Origin of the sequence: Xanthomonas sp., from assembly GCF_017163755.1 — a bacterium.
Taxonomy (GTDB): domain Bacteria; phylum Pseudomonadota; class Gammaproteobacteria; order Xanthomonadales; family Xanthomonadaceae; genus Xanthomonas_A.
The window spans coordinates 126,509-139,716 of record NZ_JAFIWC010000006.1 but is presented as its reverse complement, the minus strand read 5'-3'; the positions used below and the strand labels follow the sequence as shown (position 1 = coordinate 139,716).

Here is a 13,208-nt window from a genome sequence, read left to right as displayed (position 1 = left end):
GGATCTCCGTCCCTCGACGCTACGACAACAACAAGCGTTACGCCTTCTTGGTACCAGCCGGCAGTTCGGCCACCAGACGCAACGAAACAGACAGCTCATCGAGCTGGAAATGCGGCCTGATGAAGGCCACCGCGCGGTAGACACCGGGCTTGCCCGGCACTTCCGAAACTTGTACGGACGCTTCCCGCAAGGGGTATTGCGCCTTGGCTTCCTGACCGGCGTTGTCGTCCAGCAACACGTACTGGGAGATCCAGCGGTTCAGGAAATCCTCGACGTTGCGCGCCGAGGCGAAGCTGCCGATCTTCTCGCGCATCATCGCCTTCAGGTAGTGGGCGATGCGCGACACGGCGAAGATGTACTGCAGCTGCGCCGACAGGATCGCATTGGCATTGGCCGAATCGGTGTTGTACTTCTTCGGCTTCTGCGCCGACTGCGCGCCGAAGAACGCGGCGTAGTCGGTGTTCTTGCAATGCACCAGCGGGATGAAGCCCAGGTCGCTGAGCTCCTTCTCGCGGCGGTCGGTGATCGCGATCTCGGTCGGGCACTTCAGCGCCACTTCGCCGTCGTCGGTGCGGAAGGTGTGGGTCGGCAGGTCCTCGACCAGGCCGCCGCCTTCCACGCCGCGGATCGCCGCGCACCAGCCGTAGTCCTCGAACGCCTTGGTCAGGCGCGTGGCCATCGCGTAGGCGGTGTTGCACCACAGGTACTTGCTGTGGTCGGCGGCATCGACCTCTTCGACGAAGTTGAAGCCTTCGACCGTGGTGCCGTCCTTCGGGTTGTACGGCAGGCGGCCGAGGAAGCGCGGCATGGTCAGGCCGACGTAGCGGCTGTCTTCCGACTCGCGGAACGACTTCCACTTGGCGTATTCGACGGTGTCGAACACCTTGGCCAGATCGCGCGGCTTGCCCAGGTCGGTGAAGGTCTCCAGGCCGAACATCGATTCGGCCGCGGCGGAGATGAACGGCGCGTGCGCCGCGGCGGCCACGTGCGACATCTGCTCGACGAAGTACATGTCCTCCGGCTGGCGGCCGATGTAGTAGTCGCCGACCAGCGCCCCGAACGGCGCGCCGCCGAAGGTGCCGAACTCTTCCTCGTAGACCTTCTTGAACAGCGCGCTCTGGTCGAAGTCGATCGCCGACTTGAAATCGCGGACCAGGTCCCGCTTCGGCGAGTTGAAGACCTTGATCTTCATCGCCACGCCGGTGGAGGTCTGCTGGCACATGTAGTGCAGGCCGCGCCAGCTGCTTTCCAGCTTCTGGAACTCCGGCGCGTGCATCACCGCGCTCAACTGCTCGGAGATGATCCGGTCGATCTCGGCGATGCGCGCGTCCAGGGTCAGGTTGAGGTTGTCCGACACCACGACGGTGCCTTCCAGCACTTCCTTGGCCAGCTCGGAGATGATGTCCTTCGCGCGCTGGTGCTCGGTCTCCGACTTGGCGACCTTGCTCTGCTCGACGATCTGGTCGAGCAGTCCTACCTCTGCCAGCGTGGCGGGCGCCGAATTATCGGCGGCACTCGAAACCTCTGCCATTGATTACTCCCCCTTTTCCCGACCCAGCTTCTTCAGCTGTTCGGTGTTGTTCAGCACGTCGGTGAGCAGGTCTTCGAGCTTCTCGTTGCCGGCCAGCTTGTTGCGCAGGTCGGCCAGCTTGGTGCGCGACTCGAGCAGCCTGCGCAGCGGCTCGACCTGTTCGACCACGGCCTCGGGACGGAAGTCGTCGATCGACTTGAACTTCAGCTCCACGCCGAACTCGCCGCCGGCGTCGCTGATCTTGTTGGGCACGCGGTACACCGCGCGCGGCGCCATGCCTTCCATCACCTCGTCGAAGTTGTCGAGGTCGACGTTGACGAACTTGCGGTCCTTGACCTTGGCCAGGGGCTGCTCGGGGTTGCCGCTGAAATCGCCAAGCACGCCGACCACGAACGGCAGTTCCTTCTGTTCGATCGCGTCACCCTTTTCCACGTCGTAGGTCAGCTGCACGCGCGGCGGCCGGATCTTCTGCAGACGTTTCTGGACGCTTTCCTTCTTAGCCATGGGGTGTCTCCTGACGTTTGGGGCTTGGGGGGAAGGCCGGGATGACCGGTCAGTTGCCGCCCAGGTTCTGGAACGGATCGGCCGACGCCTTGGGCGTTTCCTTGGCCGGCGCGGGGTCCTTCGCAGCCGGGGCGGCCGACGATGCGGCGCGGCGCGTGTTGCGCACCGGCTTGCGCGGCTTCTTCGGCTCGTCGGGCTGCAGGATGTCGTCGCCCATGGTCGCGCGCAGCGTGGTGGCCAGCGCCTCGGCCTCCTTGCGCGCGGTGTCCGAGGCGAGCGCGCCGCGGCCCTGCAGGCGCTGCAGCGACTGGTTGGCGATGCGGAAACCGGCGACGGTCAGCACGCCGTCGGCGACCAGGTCGTCGGGATCGCGCTGCAGCACTTCCTGCGCCGCGACGATGGCGCGCGCGTAGTTGCCGCGGTCGAACTGCAGCTGCGCGATGCGCACCCACGGCTCCTTGCGGGTGGGATCGGCACGGCCGGCGTCTTCGAAAGTCTTCAGGGCCTGTTCGGCGCTGCCGCTGGTGACCTCGGCTTCGGCGCGCGACATGGTGGCGTCGAACGACGGCGGCGGAGCCTTCTTCGGCGTGGAGGCGCAACCGACGAGAGCGACGAGCAAAACGAGTGCGAACATCGGCCGGAAAGTGCCCAGCCCCTTGACTACCGTCATCATGACTTCCTCTGCAAAAACCAATCCTAAAGTTAAACCTGGAGCCGCCGATGTGAAGACAGGGTGAGCCAGGTCTATGCGTTGTTCCGTAAGTGTACAGGTGCAAATAGGACCGGGTATAGTGGCGTTCCACGACCGCGTCAAGCCGGCCAGAGTCTGCCCCATGCTGCGATCTCTGCACGGGCGGTCGGGCGCGCCGCCCAGGGGCGACGGCCCCCTGAGTGGCTGAATGCGGATCGCCTCCCCGTCCGCCACTCCAGAGCAAGCATGAACATATCCGCTCATCGTTTCAATTTTCTGTTGGCCCTTCTTGCCGCCACGCTGGCCCTGTCCGGCTGCGCCAGCGGCGGCCTCGGCAAGGCGGTGGACAAGACCCTGGAGGCGGTAGGCATCAAGGAAGCCGAACCCGAGGCGCCGCCGGTGATCCCGCTGCGGCTGCTCGCCGGCAGCAACCTGAATGCGGGCAACGACAAGCGCGCCACCGCGGCGGTGGTCAAGATCTACCACCTGCGCAGCGCGCAGCGCTTCGAGCAGGCGCCGTTCACCGCCTTCCTCGACCAGGCCGGCGAGCAGGCCGCGCTGGGCGCGGACCTGCTGTCGGTCAACGAGATCGTGCTGACGCCGAGCGCGCGCCAGGAACTGAACGAGCAGATGTCCGACGGCACCACCACCCTGGGCGTGGTGGCGCTGTTCCGCGCGCCGGCCGAGGGCCGCTGGCGCCTGGCCTTCGATACGCGGCGCAAGGAACTGCCGACCCAGGGCATCACCATCGGCATCCATGCCTGCGCGCTGACCACCGACAGCCCGGCGCTGATCACCCGCCTGTCGGGCGACCCCGGCAGCCTGGCATCGGTGCGTTGCGCCCCGTCGCGCTAGCGCCTGCCTGCGCGCGCGTGCTGTAGTACGTGCTGTAGTATCGGTTGCCCGTCGGCAAGGAATCTGCGGTAGGCGCGCGTGGCCTTGCCGCCCGTGGCCGGCCGCGACGGGCGGCCGGATCGGTGCGAACCGACCTCTTCAAATCCAGGGATAGACTCGTGTCTCATGTAAGCAGGATGTCGAAAGTATTTTGGGGCGAAGGGCTGTTCCTCCGGCCGCAGCATTTCCAGCGCCAGGACACCTATCACGAAGCCAGGCTGCAGGATCTCGCGCAGACCCTGCATCCCTATGCCTGGGGCTCGCGCCGGATCCGCTTCGATCCGCAGAGCATGGCCAGCGGCAGCCTGCGCGCGCTCGACCTGTCGGTGGTGTTCCCCGACGGCGAGTCCTACGACGCGCCGGCGCACGACGCCCTGCCCGATGCGCTGTCGCTGAAGGACCTGCCGGCCGGCATCCAGACCACCACGGTGTACCTGGCGCTGCCGCTGCTGCGCGACGACGGCGGCAACTGCAGCGACCCGGAAGGCTCGCAGCTGGCGCGCTACCAGCAGCTCAACCGGCCGACCAGCGACCTGTACACCGATGCGGCCGAATCGGAACTGGCGTACCTGAGCAAGGCGGTGAAGCTGCTCACCGACGACAATCCGCGCGATCCGTACGTGACCGTGCCGGTGGCGCGCGTGCGCCGCACCCCGACCGGCGGCTTCGAGCTGGACGACGACTTCATCCCGCCGTGCGCGCAGATCGACGCCTCGCCGACGCTGTACCGCGAACTGCGCGGCCTGCTCGATTCGCTGCAGGCCAAGGTCGACGCGCTGTACGGCCTGCACCGGCAACCGTCGCAGCACATCATCGAATTCCGCTCCGGCGACATCGCCTCGTTCTGGCTGCTGCACACCGCCTGCTCGTCGTTCGGCGCGCTGTCGCACCTGTTCCATCACCCGCAGCTGCATCCCGAGCGCCTGCACCAGGAACTGCTGCGCATGGCCGGCGCGCTGCTGACGTTCTCCAACGCCTACCAGCTCAACGACCTGCCCCGGTACAACCACGCCGCGCCGGAAGCGTGCTTCCAGCGCCTGTTCCAGATCGTGCGCGACCTGCTGGACACGGTGATCTCGGCGCGCTACTTCAAGATCGCGCTGACCGAGGTCAAGCCCTCGTTCCACCTGGGCCGGATCGATTCGCAGCGGATCGACGAGAACGCCGCGTTCTACCTCAGCGTGTCGGCTGACATGCCGGGGCCGGAACTGGTGCAGACGGTGCCGGTGCGGTTTAAGGTCGGCGCGCCGGACGATGTGGAGAAGTGCGTGCTGTCGGCGCTGCCGGGCGTGAAGCTGACCCATGCCGCGCAGGTGCCGGCGGCGATCCCGGTGCGTCCGGGCAGCTACTATTTCGCCGTGGAAGCGCGCGGGCCGCTGTACGAGCGCATGCTCAAGGCGCAGTCTATGATGCTGTACGTGCCGGCCGGCATTCATGACCTGAAGATGGAACTCGTCGCGGTGACCTCATGATGAATTCGCTGCCCCCCACCCCGGGCCCGATGCCCTCGCTGACGTCGCAGGGCCCGCATGGCCTGGCGAGCGCGCAGCCGTCCACGCCGCAGAGCCTGCTCGACCTGATGGCCGACGGCTTCTACCTGCTGCTGCTGCTCAAGCGCGGGCAGATGCCCGGCGACACCGAGTCGTTCGTGCAGTCGGTGCAGAAGTTCCTCGACGGCGTCGAACGCGGCGCGGTCAAGCTCGGCATCTCCGCCGAGGACATCTACGCGGCCAAGTACGCGTTCTGCGCCGCGGTGGACGAAGCGATCCTGTCGCAGCCCTCGGCGCTGCACGAAACCTGGGAACGCAATCCACTGCAGCTGCGCCTGTTCGGCGAGCACCTGGCCGGCGAGCATTTCTTCGACCGCCTGGAAGAACTGCGCCGCCAGGGCGCCGTGCGCCTGCCGTCGCTGGAGATCTACCACTACTGCCTGCTGCTGGGTTTCGAAGGCAAGTACCGGCTGGAAGGGCCGGAAAAGCTCGGCTACCTGACCGCGCGCCTGGGCGACGAGATCGTCTACTTCAAGGGCAAGCGCACCGGCTTCGCGCCGCACTGGCCGCCGCCGGACAACGTGCGCCATGCGTTGCGCCGCGTGGTGCCACTGTGGCTGCCGGCGGCGCTGGTGGCCGGCTTCGGCGTGATCGGCTTCTTCGGTCTGCGCCTGTACCTGGACCACCAGACCGAACAGCGCATGGCCGCCTACAACCAAGTGGTGCAGATGCCGCAGCGCACCGCACACATTACGATCACCCTGCCGTGAGTACGTCGATATGGATATGCCGACTCTGGCCGTCGCCCTTGCTGGTCTGGCGCAGCCGTCCCAACACGCCCGCCTGATCCAACTGCGCGCCCCTTTGGAGGGGCTGGTGGTGGAGCGCTTCCATGGGCAGGAAGCGGTCTGCGGGGCCACGCGGCTGCAGATCGAGTGCCTGGCCACTTCGGCGTTCCTCGAGGCCGACGCGCTGCTGGAGCAGCCGCTGGACCTGCAACTGCGCCAGGCCGACGGCACCCAGCGCCATTGGCAGGGCCTGTGCACGGCGGTGGCGCAGCTGGGCGGCGACGGCGGCCTGGCCCGCTACCGGCTGACCCTGGAGCCGTGGACGGCGCTGCTGGAGCTGCGGCGCAACGCGTTGGTGTTCCAGGACCTGGACGCGCGCGCGATCTGCGAGCGGATCTTCGCCGACTACCCGCAGGCCGCGTTCCGCTTCGAGCTGCAGGCCGCACTGCCCACGCACCCGATCACCACCCAGTACCGCGAGACCGACTGGGCCTTCGTCACCCGCCTGCTGGCCGAGGCCGGCCTGGCGTGGCGCTACGAGCACGCGCAGGGCGAGGACAGCGAGGCCGCCGCGGCCACGCTGGTGGTCTTCGACCCGCAGGCGCAGGCGCCGGACAGCGGCACGATCCGCTTCCACCGCAGCGACATGGCCGAGGCCGACGATGCGATCAGCGCCTTTGGCGAGCGCCGCGGCGTGGTGCCCACCGCCAGCACGGTGGCCAGCTGGCACAGCGAGCAACTGCGCGCGGTCAACGCGCAGGCGCAGGCGCAGGCCGGCGGGCTGCCGCCGCTGGAGGTCTACGTGCAGCCGCGCGCCGGGCGCTTCGCCCAGGACGCGGCCGCGCAGGCCCAGGCGCAGGCGCGACTGGACGCGCTGCGCGTGCCGCACACGCTGCACGCCGGTGCCGGCAGCGCCCGCGTGCTGTCGGCCGGGGCGGTGTTCACCTTGAGCCAGCACGCGCAGCACGAAGGCCAGCGCTTCGTCCCGGTGTCGGTCGAGCACGTGGCGGTGAACAACCTGGGCCAGGGCATCGTCGCGCTGCTGGATGCGCCGGAGCTGGAGCACGGCAGCTACCGCAACCGCTTCCTGGCGGTGCCGGCGGCCACGCCGCTGCGCGCGCTGCCGCAGGACCGCCCGCGCATGCACGGGCCGCAGAGCGCCCGGGTGGTCGGCGTGGCCGATGCGGCGGTGAGCCCGAGCCGCGACCACCAGGTGCGGATCCAGTTCCCGTGGCAGCGCGGCGCGCAGCCCACGCCGGGCGGCCTGAGCGACAGCGCCAGCGCCGAGCCCGGCCATGCGCCGGGCGACCAGAGCGCCGGCACCTGGGTGCCGGTGGCCGAGTGGGTGGCCGGCCCCAACTGGGGCAGCCACTTCCTGCCGCGCATCGGCAGCGAGGTGCTGGTGGAGTTCCTGCACGGGGACCTGGACCAGCCGCGCATCACCGGCCAGCTGTACAACGGCGAGGTCGCTCCGCCGTTCGGCGGCGGCCTGGACGAGAGCGCCAGCCACCCCGGCACGCTCAGCGGCCTGCACACCCAGTCGCACGACGGCAGCGGCACCCAGCAATGGCTGCTGGACGACACCCCGGGCCAGCTGCGCACGCGCCTGCACACTTCGCTGGCCGACACCCGGCTGGAGCTGGGCTACCTGATCCAGCACAGCGACACCGCGCGCGGCGCGCTGCGCGGCCAGGGCTTCGAACTGGCCTCGCAGGGCTGGGGCAACGTGCATGCCGCGCAAGGCCTGCTGCTGTCCAGCAGCGCCCGCCCCCAGGGCGCCTCGACCGCGCTGGACGTGGCCGAGGCGGTGGCCCAGCTGCAGGGCGCCGAGCGCACCGCCCAGGCGCTGCACGACACCCTGACCCAGCAGCAGGTGCCCGGCCTGGACGCCCACTCCAGCGTGACCCGGCTGCGCGAGGCGATCGACCCGCAGGCGCAGGGCAAGTACGCCGGCGCGGTCGGCGGCCAGCCGGCGACCAAGCCGGCCGACGGCAGCCGCGAGGGCCAGGACCCGGTGGAACGCTTCGCCGAGGCGCGCCTGCTCGGCGAATCGCCCGACCACGTCGCCTGGACCACTCCGGCCAGCGGCGTGGCCTATGCCGGGCAGAACCTGCAGCTGACGGTGCAGGACGATGCGCACCTGAGCGCCGGGCAGACGCTGTCGGCGGTCTCCGGTCAGCACGCCGCGCTGTTCGCGCAGAGCGGGCCGATCAAGCTGATCGCCGCGGCCGGGCCGGTGAGCCTGCAGGCGCACACCGGCACCCTGGAACTGCTGGCCGACCAGGCGGTGACGGTCACCGCCACCGATTCCCGCATCGACGTGCTGGCGCAGCAGAAGATCGTGCTGCAGGCCGGACAGACGAGCATCACCCTGGAAGGCGGCGACATCACCTTCGCCTGCCCGGGCGAGTTCACGGTCAAGGCCAGCCAGCATCCGTTCTTGGGGGGCGAGAGCGGCAATCCCAAATTCGCGTTGCCCGATGGCCTGGTGCATCTGGAGCCGGACCGCATGCTCGATTTCTCGGGCTGATACATCTACAAGGAAGACATCTTCATGGCCGATACCGAGAAGAAGCTCGCCAAGATCAGCAAGCTGATCTATCCATTCCAGAAGAGCGCAGAGCCGGGCAAGGCCGGCGCCAAACCCACCGATATCGACGACCCGCAGGTCTATTTCGATGCGCTGTCCAATGCGCAGGACGGGTTCTATCCCATCGGCGCCAACGGGCAATGGCACGGCGGCATCCATTTCGATGCGCTAACCGGCAACACCCTGGCGCAGAAGGAAGGCATCCGCTGCATCGGTGATGGGGAGGTAGTCGCTTATCGCATCGATTCGAAGTATCCGAACACCCCATACAGCGCAGGCAAGGCCCCCTACTCGCGCGGCTTCGTGCTGGTACGCCACCGCCTGGAACTGCCCCCCGCGCCCAAGCAGGCCGCACCTTCCACGCAAGCCGGGGCTGCCACCACACCCGCCGCAGCCAACCCGACACCGGCTACGGCTACGGCTACGCCACAGTCGACGACCCAACCGACCGCAAAACCTGATCCCAAGGCGGAAGAGCCTTCGCTGATCTTCTACAGCGTGTATCTCCATCTGCTGGACTGGGCCGGCTACCAGGCCGAGCCCAAGAAGCCGCGCCCGGCGTTCTGGAAGAGCGTGGCGTACACGGTCGGCGACAAGGCCAAGGACAGCGACAGGGTCTCGAATCCTTCCATCCCCGAGGGAGGCGTGGGTCTGAACCTGCGCGACGCACAGCACCGCAAGGTTGGGTACGCACCGCGCGGCGCCAAGCTACGGCTGGGCGCGGAAAGCCCTACCAAGAAGGGCTATTTCGTCATCTCCGAGGTGGTCAGCGGCCAAACCGTTCCCGCAGACGCAAAAGGGTTGTACGCCTTCAAAGCGGAGTTGACCGCCGCCAGCGCCGAGCCTGACACCCAGGACGCGGTCTATGTGCTGCCGACCCCTGCCCCGATCAAAGCCGGCGAATTGATCGGCTATCTGGGCGAATACCAACGCTTCACCGATCTCAATCCACTGGCCTCGACCAGCCCGGCGCAGAGCGGCGTGCGGCCATTGGTGCAACTGGACGTGTTCACAGCCGAAGACCTCAAGGCGTTCATGGCCAAGAGCCGGGAGCGGGCGAAGCTGTTGGATGCCAAGCAAAAGACGCTGCTCAAGATCGACGTGGGCGCCAAGCTCGTGCTGCCGACCGAGCCGGACCAGCAGATCGGCGCCGAGGAGGCGACGGCCCTGGTCCCAGGAGGCAAGGAAGGGGCATGGGTTCAGGTGCGAAAAGGCACCTTGCAGATCATGGACAAGGGCAGCCTGAGCGGCTTCAACAGTTCGACGCACACCTATGGCGGCGGCCAGATCCTCCATCGCGTGCTAGGTGCGGCCGATAGCGACAGCATCACCGAAGCCGCCTACAACGCGCTGAAAACCAAGGAAGAAAAAGACAAGTACCCGCGCCGCCAGGTACTCGTCCCCAGCGGCACGCCGGTGTGGGTGGAAAAGTCGCTGCTGGGCACCGACGCCGTCACCACCGGCCGCTCCCTCAAAGCGTGGAGCAAGTTCCCGCTGCAGGCGAGCCAGACCAACGGGCCGGAGGCAGGCTTCATCCGCGTCGCCGCCATCAAGGGACTGAAAAAGGTCGCAACCGAAACGGACGGCACCCGCTGGTGGCAAGTGGACGTGGGCAAGATCGACGGCAGCAGCGGCGTGGGCTGGGCCAGGGAGAAGGACCACGTCAAGGTCACCCTCTGCTCCCCATGGGACTGGCCGGGCTTCGAGCATATAGAGGCCGACAGCACCACGCCAGAAGCCCTGTACGCGCGCCACGTCATCGCCACCAAGCAGGCCAAGCCCGACGAGCAGGCCGCACTGGAAGCCAAAGCACAGGCGGCCACGGGCGGGCCGCTGTTCTCGCGCCTATGCGATGCCATCGACCTTGATGACGACCGGCAGCTCAGCCCCGAAGAACTGAAAAAAGCACTGAAGCAACCGTGGCTGGCCGAAGCGATCTCTCGGCTGGTTTTCCATCACACCAGCGAGTGGGGAACGCCGCGCCCGCAATGGGATGCGATCGACTCGGCCATTCCCGAGCCACGCAAGGTTGATTGGAAAGAGGAAAAAGATCGGATTGAATCGTTGCAGTGGTGGAAGGATATCAATACAGATCCAGCACTACCTGTTGATGCCAAAGTCTACAATTTGCATCCAATTGGGCTTATCACAAACTTCGCAAGCACCGCAACCGGAACGCTAATTTGCGCCAAGTGCGGGGCGACAATCAACCTAACCGAAGCGTTCCTTAGTGAAGTGTGCGGCAAAAGCGTCAAAGCGTCTTTCATTAAGGCGATGGTTGAAGCGTCCGGAAATATGTTCAAAAAGTACGGCGTGGACAGCTGTAGTCAGATCAAGCATTTGCTGGCTCAAGCAAAAAAAGAAACCGGAGGCTTTATTAGCTTCCGAGAATCGTTGAATTACTCAAGGAAGACCTACACCGCCGCCAAGCTTTACAACATGGCACCGACAGCAATTAATAACGGCCTCGCCAGAAAAGGAATAACATTTGCCACTAAAGAAGAAAAGCTACAGTGGATAGACGAGAATTTGATAGCAAATGACTCGGCGTATGGTGAACATAGTTTTGGCAGCAATGAACAACCAGGGAAAGACTACCGTGGCCGCGGTCTAATACACCTCACTCATTATGAAACATACAAGAAATGCGCAAAGGAAACCGGACTGTCAGTTGACTCAAACCCTGAGCTTCTAGAAGACGATCCTGCAGTAGCGATTGAGACAGCCTTATGGTTCTGGAAGGACAGGAAAATAGGTGCAATTGCGGATAACCCTACCCTCTCCGGCGACGCTGCCGTTACCGCAGTTACTAAGCCAGTCAACACGGGGCTTGAGGGACTTCCTGACCGTCAACAGTACAAACGCGAGATTTCGCCGATCTTCAATCGCCATTTCAATAGCGGCTGCACTCAAAATGATTAATCAATTGCTAGCATTCCTTTTTCTAGCCTCAGCTCCAGCTGTAGCCGCCACGACAGCCTCTACAGATAGCCAAATATGTGATAGCGCCGGCCGTGATCAAGCTTATCCTCCTATAAGAGCTTATGGGGCGACAGTATGCTTCCTGTACATAGAGAAGGTCGCCGGTAGAAAAAGTCCGCTGTCCGTTGACCCTCCTGGGATAGCAATTTATTCGATATCACAAGATGGAAAACTAACGCTTGCCTATGAGCTCCCATATGCAGGCACCAGCGGAAAAATTGATGACGCATTCCTCCTCAGCGTTCATGGTGATCCGAATAAAAGGTTATTTGTAATCCAAAGCACAGATACACCTAGTACTTGGGAAATCATTAGCCGCGCTTATGACGTGACTGTAATGAAATTTTCTAATGGCACTATATCCCAAGACAAAAGTGCTTCCCATTTTTTTGATGGCGGCGGTGACTTCGCCGACACCAAAGGGGGGCTAACTTACCAATTTCCATACAAAGACAGAAAATCGATTGAGCGAGCGGTGATTTCTCCATTGTTCCAACTAGCCCACTCTTCCACCCAAGTTGAAGGAAAAATTAAGGAAAGGACATTGCTCTATCACGGCCCTTACCTGCATGAGGTCAGTAAAATGTATTTGATTAAGGACGACCATGTCAAAGTAGAGGACTCCACAGCAGGCTGGTGTAAAGTATCATACCTTTCTAAGAAGAGAACGATTACGATGTGGGTTCAGTGCAAAAACATACTATTCTAAACAGCGGGCTCACCGGAAACGTCATCCGGTAATTTATTGGCCTGCGACTAGGTCAACAGTGGCCAGCAATGCGGACGCTTATTGATCAATACGAAGCCCTGCTTCCGTTAGTTACCACATGCATCTCTATTCCTTCTCCCGAACCGTTTGTGCAGGTTCTTGCCCGGTATATCCTTGATCCACGAATGCCAGCTTCACTGTCTCGCTCGTAACACGCTGCACCTCTGGCACCAATGATCGCACCTGAGCGCGCTCTTGGTCGTTGGCCTACGTCACCTGCACTGTCGCCCTTAACGTAATCCGGTAAAAAAACATCAAATGGGTGACTAATGAGAATACTGGCTCTCGTGCTGTTATTACCAGCTTCTTTTTTGTTGCAAGCAAAAGCACCGCAAAACTCGGAGATATTTACCCCAGAAAGCTTAAGCAGCGGAATGTCCCTAGAGGCCAATGGATATCGGTTTGAGATTGTAGAATCTGGAGGCGTGACTGCTCTTTTAGCAAAGTCACCTTCCGGGATGAAGAAAACAGTAGAACTTCATGACGCTGGCTTTTCTCGGCCCGAGCGGCTATTTTATGTTAAAAGCCATGGCTGCAATATTGAGTCGATAGATGTCGTGATTCAATTCGCACCCGAACCCAATGAAGACATCAAGTACAGAAACTATTACCGAATAGTTTTTGCAAAAGATATGTCCTCAGTAGTTTCGGAGTTTTTTGATCCAAGCGTGGCCGCAGCGAACGCAGTTCTGCCCATCCAAAGCGTCAGAAATTTAGAGGATAAATACACCAAAGAGAAAATCACCTGCAAAGGATCAAAACCTATCGTAGAGGAGAAAAAATAAACTACTGAATGGTTTGCTTCCTCTGTCATTAAGGTCCGTCGTCTTGATTTAGGGCCCGTCTGCAGCACCAACACACACGGCATAGACGAGATCGACAGGCCGTCAGTACAGCGGGACCAGTGGAATATCTGCCCAGAACAATGAGACCCGAGCCACAGCCTAGCGAGGTCGAAAGTTGCTGATG

At 63.5% G+C, this 13,208-nt stretch carries 10 protein-coding genes; 7 read left to right on the top strand and 3 right to left on the bottom strand.

Annotation, left to right across the window (positions count from 1 at the left end):
• Positions 1-37 precede the first annotated feature (37 nt).
• Genes tssC through JR065_RS05905 form a run of 3 tightly spaced genes read right to left on the bottom strand, consistent with a single transcriptional unit; the run spans position 38 to position 2,708 of the window.
• Positions 38-1,531, bottom strand: a complete 1,494-nt coding sequence (tssC, locus tag JR065_RS05915) for a type VI secretion system contractile sheath large subunit (RefSeq protein WP_206232980.1) — start codon at positions 1,529-1,531, stop codon at positions 38-40.
• A 3-nt stretch (positions 1,532-1,534) separates the two neighbouring features.
• Positions 1,535-2,035 (bottom strand): type VI secretion system contractile sheath small subunit, encoded by a 501-nt coding sequence (tssB, locus tag JR065_RS05910; protein ID WP_206232979.1) that lies wholly within the window; start codon positions 2,033-2,035, stop codon positions 1,535-1,537.
• 49 nt (positions 2,036-2,084) lie between these two features.
• On the bottom strand, positions 2,085-2,708 hold the full coding sequence (locus tag JR065_RS05905; protein WP_206233058.1) for a tetratricopeptide repeat protein: 624 nt from the start codon (positions 2,706-2,708) through the stop codon (positions 2,085-2,087).
• Positions 2,709-2,972: 264 nt separating this feature from the next.
• On the opposite strand from JR065_RS05905, the gene tssJ reads away from it, so the two are divergent.
• The 7 genes from tssJ to JR065_RS05870 all read left to right on the top strand — a co-directional run bounded on the left by tssJ (position 2,973) and on the right by JR065_RS05870 (position 13,024).
• Positions 2,973-3,581 (top strand): type VI secretion system lipoprotein TssJ, encoded by a 609-nt coding sequence (gene tssJ / locus JR065_RS05900; protein WP_206232977.1) that lies wholly within the window; start codon positions 2,973-2,975, stop codon positions 3,579-3,581.
• A gap of 176 nt (positions 3,582-3,757) precedes the next feature.
• The gene (gene tssK / locus JR065_RS05895) at positions 3,758-5,092 is read left to right on the top strand and encodes a type VI secretion system baseplate subunit TssK (protein WP_206232976.1); all 1,335 of its coding nucleotides are present in this window, start codon (positions 3,758-3,760) and stop codon (positions 5,090-5,092) included.
• On the top strand, positions 5,089-5,880 hold the full coding sequence (gene icmH / locus JR065_RS05890; RefSeq protein ID WP_206232975.1) for a type IVB secretion system protein IcmH/DotU: 792 nt from the start codon (positions 5,089-5,091) through the stop codon (positions 5,878-5,880). Before tssK ends, icmH begins: the two co-directional genes overlap by 4 nt.
• A 10-nt stretch (positions 5,881-5,890) precedes the next feature.
• Positions 5,891-8,428 carry a type VI secretion system Vgr family protein gene (locus JR065_RS05885; protein ID WP_206232973.1) on the top strand — a complete coding sequence of 846 codons (2,538 nt, stop codon included), beginning with the start codon at positions 5,891-5,893 and terminating at the stop codon, positions 8,426-8,428.
• 24 nt (positions 8,429-8,452) lie between these two features.
• Complete coding sequence (locus JR065_RS05880) at positions 8,453-11,410, top strand: glycoside hydrolase family 19 protein (protein WP_206232971.1); 2,958 nt, start codon at positions 8,453-8,455, stop codon at positions 11,408-11,410.
• Positions 11,403-12,179, top strand: a complete 777-nt coding sequence (locus JR065_RS05875; protein ID WP_206232970.1) for a hypothetical protein — start codon at positions 11,403-11,405, stop codon at positions 12,177-12,179. The genes JR065_RS05880 and JR065_RS05875 overlap by 8 nt, the downstream gene beginning before the upstream one ends.
• A gap of 329 nt (positions 12,180-12,508) precedes the next feature.
• Positions 12,509-13,024 (top strand): hypothetical protein, encoded by a 516-nt coding sequence (locus JR065_RS05870; protein WP_206232968.1) that lies wholly within the window; start codon positions 12,509-12,511, stop codon positions 13,022-13,024.
• Positions 13,025-13,208: the final 184 nt, after the last annotated feature.